This is a genomic window from Hoylesella timonensis S9-PR14 (genome assembly GCF_000762405.1).
GTDB classification, from domain to species: Bacteria; Bacteroidota; Bacteroidia; order Bacteroidales; family Bacteroidaceae; genus Prevotella; species Prevotella timonensis_A.
Genome location: NZ_JRPQ01000137.1, coordinates 1 through 18,268, shown reverse-complemented (window position 1 = coordinate 18,268; position 18,268 = coordinate 1). Strand labels below are relative to the sequence as shown.

General features: G+C 46.4%; 16 protein-coding genes. 7 read left to right on the top strand and 9 right to left on the bottom strand.

Annotated elements, in window-relative coordinates:
• Nucleotides 1-151 precede the first annotated feature (151 nt).
• Complete coding sequence (locus HMPREF9304_RS08415; RefSeq protein WP_004364082.1) at nt 152-583, top strand: DUF1896 family protein; 432 nt, start codon at nt 152-154, stop codon at nt 581-583.
• Entirely contained in the window at nt 570-6,035 is a 5,466-nt protein-coding gene (locus HMPREF9304_RS08410) for a helicase-like domain-containing protein (RefSeq protein ID WP_036928201.1), read from the top strand. The genes HMPREF9304_RS08415 and HMPREF9304_RS08410 overlap by 14 nt, the downstream gene beginning before the upstream one ends.
• A gap of 86 nt (nt 6,036-6,121) precedes the next feature.
• On the opposite strand, the gene HMPREF9304_RS08405 is transcribed toward HMPREF9304_RS08410, so the two are convergent.
• Entirely contained in the window at nt 6,122-6,439 is a 318-nt protein-coding gene (locus HMPREF9304_RS08405) for a helix-turn-helix domain-containing protein (protein WP_036873533.1), read from the bottom strand.
• Nucleotides 6,440-6,442: 3 nt separating this feature from the next.
• Nucleotides 6,443-6,781, bottom strand: a complete 339-nt coding sequence (locus HMPREF9304_RS08400; RefSeq protein ID WP_023058439.1) for a helix-turn-helix domain-containing protein — start codon at nt 6,779-6,781, stop codon at nt 6,443-6,445.
• Between the two features lie 222 nt (nt 6,782-7,003).
• On the opposite strand from HMPREF9304_RS08400, the gene HMPREF9304_RS08395 reads away from it, so the two are divergent.
• Together HMPREF9304_RS08395 and HMPREF9304_RS08390 are read left to right on the top strand one after the other, a co-directional pair.
• Nucleotides 7,004-7,282, top strand: a complete 279-nt coding sequence (locus HMPREF9304_RS08395) for a helix-turn-helix domain-containing protein (protein WP_036873535.1) — start codon at nt 7,004-7,006, stop codon at nt 7,280-7,282.
• A 38-nt stretch (nt 7,283-7,320) separates the two neighbouring features.
• Nucleotides 7,321-7,620 (top strand): helix-turn-helix domain-containing protein, encoded by a 300-nt coding sequence (locus HMPREF9304_RS08390; protein ID WP_023058498.1) that lies wholly within the window; start codon nt 7,321-7,323, stop codon nt 7,618-7,620.
• A gap of 257 nt (nt 7,621-7,877) precedes the next feature.
• Here the strand turns inward: HMPREF9304_RS08390 and HMPREF9304_RS08385 are convergent, their stop codons facing one another.
• From HMPREF9304_RS08385 to HMPREF9304_RS08370, 4 genes are all read right to left on the bottom strand, one after another.
• Nucleotides 7,878-8,240 (bottom strand): hypothetical protein, encoded by a 363-nt coding sequence (locus tag HMPREF9304_RS08385; protein ID WP_036873657.1) that lies wholly within the window; start codon nt 8,238-8,240, stop codon nt 7,878-7,880.
• A gap of 18 nt (nt 8,241-8,258) precedes the next feature.
• Entirely contained in the window at nt 8,259-9,494 is a 1,236-nt protein-coding gene (locus tag HMPREF9304_RS08380) for a site-specific integrase (protein ID WP_023058482.1), read from the bottom strand.
• Between the two features lie 1,160 nt (nt 9,495-10,654).
• Complete coding sequence (locus HMPREF9304_RS08375; RefSeq protein WP_036928214.1) at nt 10,655-11,185, bottom strand: FHA domain-containing protein; 531 nt, start codon at nt 11,183-11,185, stop codon at nt 10,655-10,657.
• 11 nt (nt 11,186-11,196) lie between these two features.
• On the bottom strand, nt 11,197-12,309 hold the full coding sequence (locus tag HMPREF9304_RS08370) for an HU domain-containing protein (protein WP_036928200.1): 1,113 nt from the start codon (nt 12,307-12,309) through the stop codon (nt 11,197-11,199).
• 144 nt (nt 12,310-12,453) lie between these two features.
• Between HMPREF9304_RS08370 and rfbC the strand changes: the two genes are divergently transcribed.
• The gene (gene rfbC, locus HMPREF9304_RS08365) at nt 12,454-13,008 is read left to right on the top strand and encodes a dTDP-4-dehydrorhamnose 3,5-epimerase (RefSeq protein WP_008125326.1); all 555 of its coding nucleotides are present in this window, start codon (nt 12,454-12,456) and stop codon (nt 13,006-13,008) included.
• Between the two features lie 11 nt (nt 13,009-13,019).
• Nucleotides 13,020-13,859 (top strand): DUF4738 domain-containing protein, encoded by an 840-nt coding sequence (locus HMPREF9304_RS08360; RefSeq protein ID WP_008125325.1) that lies wholly within the window; start codon nt 13,020-13,022, stop codon nt 13,857-13,859.
• A 777-nt stretch (nt 13,860-14,636) separates the two neighbouring features.
• Here HMPREF9304_RS08360 and HMPREF9304_RS08355 read toward each other — a convergent pair.
• From HMPREF9304_RS08355 to HMPREF9304_RS08345, 3 genes are all read right to left on the bottom strand, one after another.
• On the bottom strand, nt 14,637-15,173 hold the full coding sequence (locus tag HMPREF9304_RS08355; protein ID WP_036928210.1) for a peroxiredoxin family protein: 537 nt from the start codon (nt 15,171-15,173) through the stop codon (nt 14,637-14,639).
• A gap of 13 nt (nt 15,174-15,186) precedes the next feature.
• Nucleotides 15,187-16,125: a ribose-phosphate pyrophosphokinase gene (locus HMPREF9304_RS08350; protein ID WP_008125321.1), complete on the bottom strand. Its 939-nt coding sequence runs from the start codon at nt 16,123-16,125 to the stop codon at nt 15,187-15,189.
• Nucleotides 16,126-16,188: 63 nt separating this feature from the next.
• Nucleotides 16,189-16,797, bottom strand: coding sequence for a thiamine phosphate synthase (locus HMPREF9304_RS08345; RefSeq protein WP_008125318.1), 609 nt, complete (start codon nt 16,795-16,797; stop codon nt 16,189-16,191).
• Nucleotides 16,798-16,965: 168 nt separating this feature from the next.
• On the opposite strand from HMPREF9304_RS08345, the gene nspC reads away from it, so the two are divergent.
• A complete protein-coding gene (nspC, locus tag HMPREF9304_RS08340) occupies nt 16,966-18,138 on the top strand; it encodes a carboxynorspermidine decarboxylase (RefSeq protein ID WP_036928208.1) in 1,173 nt (390 codons plus the stop codon).
• Nucleotides 18,139-18,268 lie beyond the last annotated feature (130 nt).

The following is an 18,268-nucleotide window of genomic DNA, read 5'->3' as shown; positions in this document are numbered from 1 at the left end:
GTTTTTTTTCAGAGCCGATAAACGGTCGTTCAAAAGATGTCGAGTAATCTCCGAAAAGATACCGAGCAACCAGCTGAAAGCTCATAAGCTTTTGTCCGATTACTCATAAGCTTTTTCAGGGTAATCCATAACATTCACTAAAATCATTCATATGACAGTCATTCATTTTTCATACTACGAACTTTCCCTGCTCTCATTTCTCAGGGAGAGCCACCCCGAGCTGGCGGACGACATTCCTTTCGTGAAGGAGCGTGCCGAAGCCGCCTCGCAAGCCTATACCGAAGCCTTTGACAACGGCTTTTCCGTAGCCGAATGTATCGGCATCGCCAACAAAACCCTTTATGCGGGACTGCATTTCTCCCGACACGACACGCTCACGTCCGTTCTGTGGAACGAGTTCTCAGCAGATGTGCCGCTCGAAGCAGTACGGGAAACGGCAATACGGCTGCGCCCGTCTGCGGAGGAGGTCTTCTCCAAATATCCGATTTCGGACGACTTCGCCTATACCCCCGAATACAATGCCCTATACACGGAACTGACGGGCTTTATCCAATTAAAACTCGAAGAAGATGGCAAGCTATAACAAGAAAGAGCATCTTCGGGCGAATATAGATGCCATCCAAACGGTTTTTACCCTCCATCGGGAGCATCGCACGGCTACGGAGGAGGAAATGAAGGTGTTGCGGGCTTATACGGGGTTCGGTGCTTTGAAGTGTATTCTTTCACCGGCAAACTCGATGGAGGACATCGCACGCTGGAACAAGTCGGAAGTGGAACTCTTCCCCTTGGTTATGGAACTGCATCGGGTCATTCGGGACAACACCGCTTCGGAGTCTCAGTACAAAAGCTATATGCAGAGTCTGAAAAACTCGGTGATGACCGCTTTCTATACACCCGAACCCGTAGTACGGGAGATTGCCGCTTCCTTGCAAGAGGCAGGTATTGCCCCCGGCAAGATACTCGACCCGTCGGCAGGAATGGGCGAGTTTATCCGCTCGTTTGACGGTATCGCAACCGAAGGGCATACCACATTCGGCTTTGAGAAAGACATTCTGACGGGACAACTGCTTTCCGCCCTGCATCCCGACGACAAGATACGCATCCGCGGATTTGAGGAGATTGAGTCCAAATTCGAGGGCTATTTCGACGTGGTGAGCAGCAACATTCCTTTCGGGGACATCGCCGTCTTCGACCCGGTCTTCAGCAAGACGGACGAGCCGGCACGAAAGGTGGCACGCATGTCCCTGCATAACTACTTTTTCGTTAAGGGTGTGGATATGCTCCGCGAAGGCGGCGTGCTGGCATTCATCACTTCCCAAGGGGTTATGAACGCTCCCTCGAACGAGCCTGTACGGGAATGGCTGATGGAGCATACCTACCTTGTGTCGGCAATCCGTCTGCCGAACAACCTCTTTTCGGAGAATGCCGGCACGGAAGTGGGCAGCGACCTGATTGTCCTGCAAAAGAACAGCAACAAGGCAAGCCTTACCGAGGAGGAGCAGCGTTTCATCAAGAGCGGGAAGCGTCCCAGCGGTGTGATGTTCAACACCTACCTACGGAGCATGTCACAAATCGTGCATACCGAGTGGAAGCAGGACACCGATCCATACGGGAAACCTGCCATCTTATTCCACCATAGCGGAGGAGCGGACGGCATTGCCAATGATATGGGTAAAATCCTGCGGGCAGATCTGGAAAAGCGGTTAGACCTGTCATTATACCAACAACATATCCCCACACAGCAACAGAGCGAAGTTATTCTCCCTGCTCATTCTGAGGAAAAACAGACCGTGCAAAAGCCTCTGTCTTCTGATGGTGCACACACAGAAGAAAAGCCCGCGACTACGGAACCCATTCAAACGAATGTATCGCCACAGACGGAACTGTTCGACCTCTTCGGAAATGTCATTCAAGAAAAGAAGCCCAAGCGTAAAGCAGCCGCAAAACCGAAGCCGGTTTCTTCCCCCTCTCTGTTTCCCGAGACTTCACAAAGCAGCGAGACGGCAAATGGATTAAAAGATACGGGCGAGCTGTGGTGGCAGCAGGATAAGGAGAAAGGGATGCTGGCACGTCCCTATGAGGGCTTATGGCACGAACACCTCAAAGAGGGTTCTTTGCTCGCCTCGGACTTTCAGGTAGGTACGCTTGTCCGTGATATGGAGGACAACCGCCTGTTTCAGCCCATAGACTTCTCTTCCCAAGAACGGCAGAAGATGCTGGGCTACATAGACCTGAGAGACGCCTATCACGCTCTCTATGATTATGAAGCGGAGCACAAGGCGGAGAATGTTTCTCTTCGGCAGCATCTCAATGACCTGTATGACCGTTTTGTACGTCTTTACGGGCATCTCAACGATCGCAAGAACCACGAAATGATTCTGATGGACGCAGGAGGACGTGAGATACTTTTCTTGGAACGTAAGTTGGAAGGCAAGACGGTAAAGGCGGACATCTTTACTCAGCCCGTCTCTTTCAGTCTGCACGAGGTAACGCAGGTGGAGACTGCCACCGAAGCCCTTTCCGCTTCCCTGAACAAGTTCGGAAGCGTGGATCTCGAATACATGGCTTCCCTATTGCCTGACGGCACGAAAGAGGACATCCTCCACGAATTAGACGGCAAGGTCTATTACAATCCGTTGGAAGGTGGATATGAGACAAGCGAGAAGTTCATTTCCGGAAATGTTGTCGCTAAGGCGGACGACATCGGACATTATCTGTTGGAACATCCTGAAGATACAAGAGCCGCTGCCTCCATGCAGGCGCTTAGGGATGCCGTGCCTGTCCCCATTCCTTTCGCCGACCTTGACTTCAACTTCGGGGAAAGATGGATTCCCGTACAGATATACTCGGACTATGCCTCCTTCCTCTTCGACACGGAGGTGGCGATACACTACAATTCAAGTGCGGACGAGTACTCTGTCGATGCACGCCTGCACAATGCCAACATCTGGGACAAGTTCTGTGTTCGGGGACAGCACCGCCGCTATGATGGTGTTACGCTAATGAAACACGCCCTATTGAATACTTCTCCCGACATCACCAAGAAGATTATGGTCGGAGACAAGGAGGTCAAGGTAAGGGATACGGAAGCCATACAGATGGCAAATTCAAAGATTGATGAGATACGAAACGGCTTTACAGACTGGCTTGCCGAGCAGCCGGACGATTTCAAGAAGCAGCTGGAAAAACTGTATAACGACAAGTTCAACTGCTTTGTGCGACCGCAATATGACGGCTCGCATCAGACGTTTCCCGACCTCAATCTGAAAGGATTGGGTATTGAAAGCCTGTATGGCAGTCAGAAGGATGCCGTATGGATGCTCAAACTCAACGGAGGGGGTATCTGCGACCATCAGGTGGGAGCAGGAAAAACGCTCATCATGTGCGTGGCAGCCTACGAGATGAAGCGATTGGGCTTAGCAAACAAGCCGATGATTCTTGCCCTGAAAGCCAACGTGCAGGAGATTGCGCAAACATTCCACACGGCATATCCGAACGCAAAACTGCTTTACCCGGGCAAGAACGATTTTACACCCGATAAAAGGCAGCGTATCTTCCATGACATCAAGAACAACAACTGGGATTGCATTGTCCTTACGCACGATCAGTTCGGTATGATACCCCAGTCGGACGAGATACAGCAAAGCATCTTGCAGGATGAGTTGGACAGTGTAGAGGAGAACTTGGAAGTGTTGCGTCAGCAGGGGCATACGATTTCCCGTTCCATGGAAAAGGGATTGGTCAAGCGTCAAATGAATTTGGAGGCAAAACTTTCCGACATCAAATTCCGCATTGACAATCGAAAGGACGACGCGGTGGATTTCAAGACAATGGGCATAGACCATCTTTTTGTGGATGAGTCGCACACTTTCAAGAATCTGATGTTCAACACCCGCCACGACCGTGTGGCAGGATTGGGCAACAGCGAGGGCAGTCAGCGTGCACTCAACATGCTCTTTGCCATCCGCACCATTCAGGAGCGGACGGGTAGGGACTTGGGAGCGACCTTCCTTTCGGGAACGACCATCTCCAACAGCCTCACGGAGCTGTATCTGCTCTTTAAGTACCTCCGCCCGCAGGCATTGGAACAGCAGAATATCAAGACCTTCGATGCTTGGGCGGCTATCTTCGCCAAGAAGAGTATCGACTACGAGTTCTCCGTCACCAACGAGATTGTGCAGAAGGAGCGTTTCCGCTATTTCATCAAAGTACCAGAGCTGGCAGCGTTCTACGCCCAGATAACGGACTACCGGACGGCAAAGGACATCGGCATAGACCGACCCGAGAAAAACGAAATCATGCACAATATCCCGCCAACGCCCGAACAGGAGGAGTTCATCGCCAAATTGGTGGAGTTTGCCAAGACGGGCAATGCCGAGCTGTTGGGAAGAGCTCCGCTTACGGAACGGGAAGAAAAAGCCAAGATGCTGATAGCAACTGACATGGCGAGGAAGATGAGCTTAGATTTGAGGCTCATAGATCCCGAGAAGTACTCGGATCATGTGGACAACAAGGCTTCCCACTGTGCCGCCAAGATTGCAGAGTATTATCGGAAGTATGACGCACAGAAAGGTACGCAGTTCGTATTCTCCGACCTCGGAACCTACAAGCCCGGAGAGTGGAATCCTTACAGCGAAATCAAACGGAAGTTGGTGGAGGACCACGGCATACCCGCTCAGGAGATACGCTTCATACAGGAGGCGAAGAGCGACAAGGCTCGAAAGACGCTCATTGCGGGCATGAACGAGGGAACCATTCGGGTACTGTTCGGTTCCACCTCTATGCTCGGTACGGGCGTGAACGCCCAGAAACGTGCCGTGGCTATCCATCATCTTGACTGTCCCTGGCGTCCTTCCGACCTTGAACAGCGGGACGGACGGGCGGTGCGTAAAGGAAACGAAGTAGCCAAGTTTCATGCGGACAACAAGGTGGATGTAATCATTTATGCAGTGGAAAAATCACTTGACAGTTATAAGTTCAACCTATTATATAATAAGCAATTATTTATAGAGCAGCTGAAGAACAATCGTCTTGGCAGCCGTACCATCGACGAGGGAAGCATGGACGAGAAGTCGGGGATGAATTTTTCCGAGTATGTAGCCATTCTTTCGGGAAATACGGACTTGTTGGAAAAGGCGAAGTTAGAGAAGAAGATTGCTGGCTTGGAGAGTGAGCGACGTTCCTTTATGCGCAGCAGGCAGACTTCCCGAAGTCGATTGGACGAGGTGTTGCGTGTCGTGGATGGGAACAAGGAACTGATAGCACGCTTCAAAAGCGACCGGGATCTGTTTGAGAGCAGGGTGCAAAAGGACAAGGACGGTAACAAACTCAACCCGATACAGCTGAAAGGCGTGGAAGGCAGCGACCCGAAACGGATCGCAGCCAAACTTGCGGAAGTCAAGGAGCATGCCCGTACCAAAGGGGAGTATTTCGACATCGGCACTCTTTACGGTTTCAAGATAGTGGTCAAGACCGAATCCTCCTCACAGAGTCTTTTCGACTTATCGCAGAACAGGTTTTTCATCATGGGAGAGAGTGGCATGAAGTACAGCTACAACAACGGTAACATTGCCACAGATCCGGTACTTGCCTCCATGAACTTTCTCAATGCGTTGGAAAAGATCCCGAGCCTGATACAGAAATATGAGGCGGATACGGTGAAGATAGCCAAAGATATTCCCGTATTGCAGGAGGTGGTCAATGGCTCGTGGAAAAAGGAAGAGCAACTGAAAGACCTCAAGACGGAACTTGCCGCACTCGACCGTCAGATACAGCTTTCCTTGAAGCCCATTGAGCAGGGAGACGCACAGCAGGAAGAAGAGAACATAGAAGAGCAGAAGGAAATGGAAGGGAACATCTCAGGGCAGTCCCGTCCGATTGAGCCTACCGCTAACGCATCCTCCGTCTGCACGCTTTCGGCTCAAACCGACAGACTGCCCGAAGACGCGAGGCAGAGTATTAGGGATACACAGCCCCTTACGGACGGTGTGCCGTCATTGGCAAACAAGGTCTTTGTCGTCAGACCGAAAATATGATTTATGAAACGGACTCCAAGTATAAATCCCGCCTCGTCATCACGACGGGACGGGATTTGCACAACTAAAATAAAAAAGCAAAGAACTCATTCTTCTTTTTTCCTCTTTCTTCTCCGTTTCTTATTCTCGGTGAAATGATGTTCCATAAAGGCAGTTATCTCTGATTCCAGATACCACGTTTTGTGATAGATGATGTGGAACGGCAGCGTCCCCGAATCTCGGTAACGTTGCAAGGTTCGCTTGCTGACTTGCAGCATCATACAGACCTCTTGATTGTCCAAGAGCGGCTCGCCGTTGAGCATCGGACGTTGGGGAATATCGGGAATGGTCTGCTTCAGATGGTCGAAACGGGTCATAATCCGCTCCATCCATTCAAGAAAAGTGTCTCTGTCCAATAGTTCCATATGCTATTTCGTTCTCTTGGCTTTAAGCAGGAAATTCTGTCTCAGCTCTTTGATGTTTTGAGGATTGCAGTACAGGCTCTTCTTGCGTATCGCCTCCTCTATGTCGTTTAAGTCGTAATAGCATCGTCCAAGGATAATCTTGTAACCGATACGTTCCGAACTTCGCAACCGTTGGAGGGTGCGTTGGCTGATGCCGAGTATTTCGGCTAAATCCTTGTTGGTTATCAGGCGGTTTTCGTATTCTTCCTTCGCCTGTTCCTCTTTCTCCACATATCGGAGAATTTTCTCTATCTTGCCCACCAAATCGTGGTAGGCTTTGCTCTCAATTGTAATGACATCCATCGCTCTTTTAATTTGATTATGGTGCAAAGTTCGGGCTTTGAAATCGTTTGGATTGTATGCTAAATATGTACTGAATAGAGATTTTTATTGTCAAGTATTCAAGCCCGAAGACACAGGCTGTCATATCAAAGCCACAAGCACGCAATTTGATGAAAGTATCTCTTTCTCGCATACGCTGTCATTACATTTGCATATCGTAATATCCAAACTAAAAATTGATATATGGAAGTAATAGCAATCGAAAAGAAAACGTATGAAGCCATGATGGAGCGTTTCCGCATCCTGACCGCCAAGGTCGATGCCCTCTGTCGGGAATCGGACGAGAAAAGAATGGGCAAATGGCTGGACAACCAAGATGTCTGCCAAATCCTGAACGTCAGCTTGCGTACACTGCAAACCTATCGGAGTAACCGGACTTTACCCTATACGAAGATAGGCTACAAGATGTACTATAAACCGGAGGATGTTCAGAAACTGGTAGACAAGTCGGTCTCTCCATAACACAGTATCTTAATCACCACTAAATCCAAAGTAGAACTATGAGTAATAATGTAAAGACCAAGAATGACGAAGAAATCATGCACTTCCTCAATGCCTCCGACCGTATGATAAAAGGGATAGATGCCCTGAGGAAAAGAAACAGACCAACGCTTCAAGGGCAGCGGTACTTGACGGACGAGGAACTTTCCCGACGGCTGCATGTCAATCGACGCACCCTGCAAGACTATCGTGATATGGGGCGTATTCCATTTGTCAAATTAGGAGGGAAAGTCCTCTATAAAGAGGAGGAGGTAGAAAAGTTGCTGCAAGAGAACTACCACCCACGATTTGAGGAATGATGAAATGTTTGTCGCTGTTGCCTTGATTTTTGTCGTATTGTCGATTTGTTTTGACCACGATAAAACAAGCTCTCAAAAAAGTGACGTAAGATTTCAGAAAACTTACGTAAGTTTTCCGAGATTCTTACGTAAGATTTGATGGCTTCTTCGACCACTTCTCTTCATTGGCTCATCATACGCCCAAATCAAGTTACAACGGAATGTGCAGTAAGCAAAAAGCAGACAGTAGGAATTATCTTCTTACTGCCTGCTTTTCTTTAATTATGTTGTCTGCCAACGGTGTAACAGACAATCATGGGTGGAGAGGAAACTTTCTTCTCCGAAAGCCTGCCGATTATCCACCTTCGCAAAGTCTTTGCCTGTGGTGTGGCAATACGAAACGACAGCATCGTTATCATTTCGATACTGTATAAATCAATAAATCCTTGTTCGGAGTGGATTGTTCTCATCGCTTCCGTCTCCATCAGGAGAACTTCTTTGAATATCGCTTTGATTTGTGCGCTCACCTTGCCGGAGAATGCCCCGAGCAGGTCGGCAATCTCACAAGCAGACATCCAAACGCGAGTAGCTGGGATATGTATTTCTCCGTTACCGCCAATGGTTATGATTTCTCTTTTCATAGACATTCTTCCTTATTATTATATGGTAATACCGCTAAACTGTTCTATCCGGCTTAACTTGTCGGAAAGGGAATTCATATCCCGGCTTTCCTTCTCGTGGGTAATTTTGGCGTAGATTTGTGTCGTGCGGATATTCGTGTGTCCGAGCATCTTGGAGAGCGTTTCGATGGGAACTCCGTTGGTCAGACAAATTTCCGTTGCCATGGTATGGCGACTGGTATGCCACGTTATGTTCTTTTCTATACCGCAAAGTCCGATGATTGTTTTAAGGTTCTTGCAGGCGGTAATGTACTGAGGAACGGGCAGGAGATAATTTTCCTTTGCCATGCCATCATACTTTTCGATAATCCTCAATGGAATGTCCATCAGCATGATGTTGGATTCCACGCCCGTCTTCTGTCGCTTGGTCATAATCCACAATTTGCCGTCGAATGAAGTTTGCACATTGTCTTTGGTCAGGTTCTTCATATCGGTAAACGACAAGCCGGTAAAGCAGCAGAAAACATACAGGTCACGCACCAACTCCATGGACTTGCGGCGAAACTTCAAATCCATCATTTGACGTATCTCGTCCTTGGTCAAATAATCCCTTTCCGTACTCTCGGCGGAGATGCTGTAATCCACGAAAGGGTCTCGAACAATCCAGCCGTGATTCTGGGCAATGGTAATCATTCGGCGCAAAGGCATCATGTAGATCCATACGGTATTATTGCAGCACTGCTTTTCCGTGCGGAGGAAAATCTCAAAGTCCGTGATGAATGCAGGTGTAAGCTCTCGCAGGGCAATGTCGCTCAGACGATAGCGTGTCTTGATAAATTCTTCCAAGTGCTTGTAAACGGTACAATACTTATGGTATGTGGAATCGCGACGCAGACCGGCAGATACCTGCTTGGCAAAATCCTCATTGTGCTGGGCATAGACCGTCAGCAGTGTCTCGTACCGCATCTCCAAACCCAAGAAAGCGTTCTTTACTTTCTCCGCCGTGACATAGTTGTCCCTTTCGGCAATCTCCTTGTATTTGGCATTGATACCCACCCGAATCTTGTCCAAGAAGCGGTTGGTTTCCAATGCGACGGAACTTTTTCCCGAAGCCCGGTTGCTCTTGACATCCCATAGATTGGGGAGAATGTCGCATTTGCAACTGAACTGTGCAATGGTTCCGTCGATAGTGATACGGCACATCACGGGAACGGAACCGTCTTTCTTCGGGGCGTTCTTTTTGAGGTAGAACAGAACCTTAAACGTACTTCGCATAACTCTGACCTTTTATAAGTTACAAAACTATTTATTGTCAGGTTATCCGCTGATACGCAATTCATTGTACTTTGATGGGAAAGATTCCAAGCATTCATTTTTTTGCCTTTTTTCTTCCCATTCTCCCTTTATTGGGCTATCTTTGCGGAAGATTTCAGTTGGGGATTAGCCCGTTCGTTACCGTTTTTGCCATTCCTTTCTACTTGGATATAGGGTAATGTTTTAGTAACGCTGCTCTGTCCAAAGTTGGCAAAAGTCCGTCTTTTGGCGGTTTTTCCCCCGAATGGTCAAATAATCAGAACTGACTGACTCACAAATCATTTGCTATGTCCGCTCATTTTTTGACCATTAAGGATAGATTTTTAACGAAAAGAACGAAAATAAATAAGTGCCATCTCTTTCCGAGACTTCACTGAATGAGAGAGGTTGCAGGAAATGTTTTTCGTCTCTTTAGATAGAAGGGGATGTTCAACTGTGAAATATCTTCTGTAGCACAGTATGTTTTTCGTTTGCGTTTTTCGTTTCTTAGACATGTGCTGTCAGTCTATATCTCTGTTCGTACGCAAGAAGTTCCAAAGGAAAGAAAGTTTAAGGAGTTGTACGGAAGTTAATCTTGTGAGTAAAGGCGGGTCGAATCCCAAAGGAATGATAGTTCAAGGTGTTGTGCGGCAGTTGATGTTGTGAGCAAAGGCGGGGCGAAACCCCAATAGTATGATAGTTCAAGGTGTTGTGCGGCAGTTAATGTTGTGAGCAAAGACAGGGCGAAGCCCCAATAGGAATACAGCCCAGGGTACCACCCTGGGTGAGCTGTTGTTTACTAATTGGCGCGCTGTAAGCGCAAAAGGAGTCAGTGAAGCATTCTTTCTTTTCGTCTTCCTCTTGCTCTTTCAGAGCGCAAAATTAGTGGTCAACTGTACCCAGGGTGTTACCCTGGGCTAAGAGCTTATTGGGCTTTCAGCCCGTCTTTGCTGCGTGTGTAAACCGTTTATTCTAAAATTGTGATGATTAAAACATCATTGTGTTGCCCTGGCTCTTTTCTGTTTATGTCGTAAGACTGTGGGTGAAGGCAGTCAAAAGAGCAAAATGAGTAGGTGGTATGAGTGCCTATCTCTCTTTAGGAGTGATAGTTATGCAGGTGATAAAGATACCAAAAAAGTTGTTTATTCTTCTTCTGCGTGAGGTGTGCGAAGAATTAAGCTTGTTGCTCCGATAGTAAAAAGAGTACCATCGTAGATGATGCGACGCTCACGATCGCCCAAAATTTCGTTGTGTACAAAGGTGCCAGTGAAGCTGGGACCATCGCTCAGTTCATATTTCAAACCGCCTCGCTTGTCTTTCGACACCTGAATGCGGCAATGTGTCATGTCAACGCTGGGGTCGGTGGTTTCGATGGGGCAGTTGATATCATTGCCTTTCTGATAGCGTCCTATGACGTTGATGCCCAATTGGAGTGGAATGACTTGTTTATAATGAAATACATTCTCTATCACCACTAACTCTCCATAGTTGACTGTTGCTTGCTCATCGGGAGTTTCGTCTTGTTGTTTGTCTTTTTGTTTGGACACACCTAACTTGATACCAAACTGTTTGTTGCAGGCTGGACATTGGAAAACCAACGATTGCCCATCGGTATATTTGGTTTCATCAAAGGTAAGATAATAGTCACATTTCGGACATCGAACTCTCTTCACGGTCAGTATTTCTATCGGGTTGCGGTTGGGTGCTTGATTTTCATGACCCATCCTTCTGTAAATGCGGGTTTGTGGCGCAAGCTGTTCAATGCTTGATAGGCAGCTTGTTCGGTGGCATAGTGTCCAAAAATCACTCGGGTAGTCTTGGCTTTAGTGTACACCTCAGCCTCTTTGACTCCTTGCTTCTGCAATTCTTCCACGTAAGTCGTGGCGTTGCGAATGGTCACTCTGCTTGCCAAGACAATGGTATAGAAAGGTTCTGCCTTTTCTTCTGTCGCTGCCTGTTTTGCAGTTGTGGGTACAGCCTCCTGCGGTTGCTCTGCTTTTACCACCTTTTCAGCTTTTTGTTTTGTAGGCTGTGCGTCTGTTTGAGTATTCCCCGTGGTTACGTCTTTCGGCATAATTCGATAAAGCAGACGGGTGTTAATTTTCCCAAACATATCGGCTGTATTTCCTGCATCATGGAGTGTGGCAGGGAATAAGAAGAAAGCCAAGACTGCCAAACATGCCGCAGCCAAATTGCGTAGCACACTCACTTTTATTTCAATGGTGCGACTGGGGCGAACCTCTATTACTTCTGTATCAGCTGAAGCCTCTTCTTCGGTCTCAGCAGGTAACACAGAATGGGTCTGAATGGGTACATTCTTTGGATTGGTAGACTCCTCCAACTGAGGCGCAGGGGCGGTTGTGCGCACTTGAACACGTCTTAGCGGCGTGATGTCTACCGTGCTTAATCCGTAAAGTTCGGGCGTCAGAATGCCTGCCTCACAGGGTTGAAACGTATAGCTTCCGTCATGATGATAGAAAATAGTACCAAGGTCGGACATTTCATAGGAGCCTTCGTTTGCCAAGTGTTGCTTTACTTCGCTCACCTCGCTATCGATACGTTGCAATGCCTCTGGATAGCTGATGTCGTAAACATCGATATACGACTGTGCCAATAACGAATCATTCAGGGTAAGTTGTGGATTGAATCCTATTGTCCGAAGTGGGGGATAGTACATTTCTTGCTCCTCATCATAGTGTGCCTCAACATGATGCGTCATGAATCCGCCAAAGTTGGGGACAATCACGCAATCATTGTTCAGCAGAAGAATCTCGATATGTCTTTCTAATTCAATCACGTTTGCAAATTTAGCTTATTTTTGCGAATAAACCAATGAATTGTTTGAAAAAATAAACAACCTAAAAATTAAACCTGCATTTGCTTTGTCATTCTTTCAAATAATGTTATCTTTGCTTCAGAATATTTGTTTTAATACAATATGATGAAGTTTACAGAGACCCCTATTCAAGGGGTTTGGATTATAGAGCCAAAGGTATTTAACGATGCAAGAGGCTATTTTTTTGAAGCTTGGAAACAAGCCGAATTCAACGCCCATATAGGAGAGGTCAACTTTATCCAAGACAACGAATCTCAATCGAGTTATGGTGTGTTGCGCGGACTGCATTATCAAAAAGGTGCATATTCGCAAGCCAAACTCGTTCGAGTAATTCAAGGAAGCGTCTTGGATGTTGCTGTAGACCTCCGAAAGTCATCTCCTACTTTCGGGAAACATGTCGCTGTAGAGTTGAGTGCCGATAACAAACGGCAACTTTTCATACCTCGTGGGTTTGCTCATGGTTTCTTGGTGTTGAGCCAAGAAGCTATTTTTACTTATAAGGTGGATAATGTTTATGCACCTCAGCACGAGGCAGGCATTCGTTGGAACGATGAAGATTTGAATATTCAGTGGCCCTTGGACCCTGCTTGTTTTATCACCAGCGAGAAGGATTTGAATGCTTGCTCTTTCCGAGAGGCAGAAGTCTTTGAGGATATTTAGTAGAGTTGCTGATGATGACAATAAAGGACGTGACAGTGAAAAAGCTCAACCATAGAACATTACCCCTTTCTCTCTTTTTGTTTACCCTGCTCCTCGTATTGGGAAGTTGTGGCTCTGAAAAGAAGAAAAACGTGCAAGATGCTATCCAAGAAGATGTGCAAGCAAAGAAACTGCTGCAAGGCATTTGGCTCAATGAAGACGAGGGGAGCGTGGTGTTCAAGGTACATGGCGACACCATTTATTATCCTGACTCGACCAGTATTCCTGTGTACTTCAAAATAGTGCAGGATTCGTTAATTTTACAAGGCAACGCTATCACGCAATATGCCATTGTAAAACAGGCACCCCATTTGTTTATATTCAAAAATCCTTATGGTGATGTGGTTCGATTGGTGAAGAGTGATGATCCCGAAGACCGCTATGCCTTTATGTCGAAGCAGCCTGTGGCACTCAATCAGAACAGTTTGATTAAGCGTGATACCGTGGTGCACGCTGGTGCAGAGCGATATCATCTGTACGTACAGGTGAACCCCACCACCTATAAAATTATCAAAAACACCTATACCGACGAAGGGGTAGAAGTGGGGAACATCTACTACGACAACATTATCCACGTGAGTGTGTTCAATGGTGCCAACCGAATTTTCTCACGTGACTTTAAGAAACAGGATTTTAAGACGCTGATTCCGAGCGACTATTATAATCAGTGCATCCTGTCCGATTTTCTTTTTGATAAAATTACTGCCGATGGAGTGACCTATCGTGCTTATTTACCCATACCAGATTCTACGACCAGTTATGTTATCAAAGTGTTGATTTCGTTTACTGGAAAGTTTGAATTAAGCATCTAATCAATGCCTCGAAATTTTTTACGAGGCGTTTTTTAGATGCTTTTGCCCATCTTCATGCCTTTAATTTTCGCCTGTTTTCTACGTCTTGATACTTGTGTTTCGTAAAGAAAAATGACAATTTTTGGCACTTTTATTTTTCGTAAAATAGAATTGGGAAAGGCAATTTTCTGCTCGTTTTTGCCCCATTTTGTGGCTAACTCCATATAATAGATGAGGAATAATAAAGAGATAAGCCCCTTAACCCATGAAGGTAAGCCGTCTAACCTATGTGAATAACAGGGTTGGAACGTCTCTTTTTAGTCCAAAACAGAGCTTAATGCAATGAGATAAGCACCTTTTAAGAAGGTTGGAACGCATGGTTGAGAGCGAAGTATCTGACAGTCAGCCGATTACCAACATACAAAATCCAGCCCATATTTGAGACCTGACCAGACTTTGCTCGAAAATAATCGAGTATTTAAGCACCTACTGTAAGAAAAATTCAAAATAAATTTACCCTAAAACGTCATCGTGGCAACACCTCAAACGGAAGTGTTGCCACGATGTATGTAAGATTCTAAAAAGAATGTTTTTGTGGAGTTTAGGCTGGTTCTATAAATTAGCTTTGTTAGATTTTGAACTTATTTTTGAGGTCAAAATGCAAGAGAGTGAAGGAGTGTAGCGTGCTACACGACTGAACGAGCTTACATTTTGAACCAAAAAGAAGCCAAAAGATAACAAAACGTGTTTCATAAAAATTTAATGACTTTATGCGGTGGTAATTTATAGAACCAGCCTTTAGTCTAATTGCGCTGCAACAAACTTTCGTAATTCATCGCCTCGCAAATCCTCTGCCAATACCTCTCCTTTGGAATTGATAATCACGGTGTGAGGGATAGAGTTGACACGGAACAGGCGTGCCGCTTCGTTGTCCCAGCCCTTCAGGTCGGAGAGCTGTGTCCAGTTCATGTGCAACTGCTCCACTGCTTCCTTCCATGCCGCTTCATCATTATCCAATGAAATGCCGACAATACCCAATCCTTTGGATTGATAATCGTTGTACACGGCAACAACATTAGGTGCTTCGTGCATACAGGGACCACACCAGCTTGCCCAGAAGTCGAGAATGGTGAGTTTGTTTTTCGCCATTTCGTCTTGGATAGCAACAGGTTTGCCGTTGATATCGTTCATCGTAAAGGTAGGAATGGTGTTCTCCGTGTCCTGCTTTTGCTCCTGTGGAGCTGCTGGAGCCGCTGGTTGTTGCTTCTTCTGTTGACAGCTGCTCATCATGAGCCAGCCTGCCAGCATTATGATTATTCCTGTGATGGGTTTCATCAGCTTCATTTTATTAAATAAGGTATTGTGAAGAGATACTCTCGTTGTGAATAACACGACGAATGGTCTCGGCAAACATATCTGCTACAGAGAGTTGCTTAATCTTTGAGCAACGCTGAGTGTAGGGAATGGAGTCGGTGAAGACAATCTCTTCGATAGACGACTGTTGCACACGTTCATTGGCTGGTCCACTCATCACACAGTGAGATGCCATGGCACGAACGCTGAGTGCACCCGCAGCCTTCATTACGTCGGCAGCCTTGGTGATAGTACCCGCAGTGTCTACCATGTCGTCGATGAGCACCACATTCTTGCCATTTACGTCACCAATAATCTGCATGCTCTCTACTTCGTTGGCTCTCGCACGTGTCTTATTGCACAATACGAGTGGGCAACCTAAATATTTGGCATAGGTATTGGCACGTTTTGAGCCGCCTACATCTGGCGAGGCAATGACCAAATTGTCGAGTTTGAGACTCTGTAAATAGGGGAGGATAACGCCCGAAGCGTAGAGGTGATCAACGGGAACGTTGAAGAATCCTTGAATCTGGTCAGCATGCAAGTCCATGGTGATGAGCCTGTCGATGCCTGCACAGCTTAAGAGATCTGCCACCAACTTAGCCCCGATGCTTACTCTCGGTTTGTCTTTGCGGTCTTGTCGTGCCCACCCAAAGTATGGAATCACTGCAATGATGTGACGAGCCGAGGCACGCTTGGCAGCATCAATCATTAAAAGGAGTTCCATTAAGTTGTCTGAATTGGGGAAAGTGCTTTGCACCAAGAACACATTCTTGCCACGAATCGATTCTTCGTAGGATACGGCAAACTCACCATCCGAGAACTTGGTCATCACCATATTTCCCAATGGGCATCCCAAACTTGCACAAATCTTTTCTGCAAGATACCTTGTTTTGGTACCCGAGAAAATTAAAAAAGAGTCATTGTCACTCATTTCAGTATTGCGTTTAATATTTAATAGTGTTATGTGTATTTTAGTAGATTCTGCTCTTCAGGGCTATCCAACTGCCTTTTTCAGTTTTTGAAAATGCGCAATGAGCGCCTTGAAATCTATTTCATTGTGGATATTGAAGTGATTCCACAAATCACCTCGAATCACCACTCCGCCAAATCCGTATTCTTTTGCCAACTTGATGTTGTCCAAGTGCATGCCTCCCACCGCAAAAACATGGCGGTCAATGAGTCCTTTCCTGGCGGCTTCTTCAATTTGCAGCAGGTTGAAAGAGGCTTTCTGTGTTGGGTCTTCAATGCTATCGAAAATCTTTTCCAAGAAAACATAGTCGGCTTTGCGCTTTGTTTCTCTCAACAACTGTATGTCAGAGCAACTGCGTGTGATGCGACCTCTAACCCCTTCGGGGACAGGATCGGTGAGTTGCTGAAGATGGATGCCTGATAAATTGTATTCGTTTTTAAGATAATAATGTTCGTGAACAATAATCTTTTTGTGGTATCTTTCGGGTAGAAGCGATAACAAACGTTCCGAATAGAGCGGTGAGGAATCGGGTTTGTGCAAGTGTAGGCTGTCCATACCCTCCTCGAAGAGGGCTGTCAATATTTTATCTTCTTCCACAAAAAATGTGGATTTCGTCATGATTACGAGCTTCATCACCAAGTTTGTTTGATGTTGCAAAAGTATGAAATTTATGTCACATGCGCAATTTTATCCGAAATAAAAAGCTATCTTTGTGATGAATATGTGCGACAGCTCCTTGTCTGTCGCCTTTGCCTTCGGCTGTGGCATGGAGGTAAAACCCTATTTAGAGACAAAATGAGCATGAAAATTAATTCTATAACGTACGAAGAGATACATCGACCTATCTATATATTAGAAGAAGAGAAGTTAAGACGCAACCTCCAACTGATTCGACATGTGGCAACAACCGCCGATGTGGAGATTATCTTGGCTTTCAAGGCTTATGCCCTTTGGAAGACTTTTCCTATCTTTCGGGAGTATATTCACGCCACGACAGCCAGTTCGCTGAATGAGGCTTTGTTGGGCTTTCATGCCTTTGGCGAGCCTACACACACGTATTCGCCTGCCTATACCGACGATGAAATGGAGGAAATTGTGCGTTGCTCGAGTCATGTCACGTTCAACTCTCTTTCCCAGTATGAGCGTTATCATGTCTTGGCTCGACAGGTTCAGCCGAATGTGCAATTGGGTTTGCGCATCAATCCCGAATATTCCGAAGTGGGAACAGACCTCTATAACCCCTGTGCGCCCGGTACCCGATTTGGCGTTACCGCTGATCAATTGCCGCCATCTTTGCCCAACGACCTTACAGGGTTTCATTGTCACTGCCATTGCGAAAGTGGGGCAGACGTGTTTCAACGCACGTTGGTGCACATCGAGGAGAAGTTTAGCGGCTGGTTTGACGAACTGTCGTGGATTAACTTTGGTGGGGGACACTTGATGACTCGTCAGGACTATGACGTAGACTTGTTGATTGCCCTGCTTCAAGACTTCAAACAGAGGCATCCGCATTTACAAGTTATCTTGGAACCGGGCAGTGCTTTTGCGTGGCAGACGGGCGTGTTGGTGGCACAGGTGGTTGATGTGGTGGAGAATCATGGCATTCGTACCGCCATTGTCAACGTGAGTTTTACGTGCCACATGCCCGACTGTTTGGAGATGCCCTATCAACCTACAATTCGAAATGCCACTACCTTGGCGCCAAAGTCGCAAAACCATACGGAGAAAAAACATGTATATAGAATAGGTGGCAACTCGTGTTTGAGTGGTGATTTCATGGGCGATTGGCAATTTGACCATGAATTGAAAGTGGGGGAGAACCTTATTTTTGAAGACATGTTGCACTATACTACGGTGAAAACCAACATGTTTAACGGTATTGCCCATCCTGCGATTGCCCTGTTACAGACCGACGGAACGTTGCAGATGCTGCGGGAATATACGTATGACGATTATCGCTTGCGGATGGATTAAGGCTGGTTCTATAAATTACCACCGCACATAGTTATCAAATGTTTATGAAATACGTTTTGTTATCTTTTGGCTTCTTTTTTGGTTCAAAATGTAAGTTCGTTCAGTCGTGTAGCTCGCTACACTCCTTCAC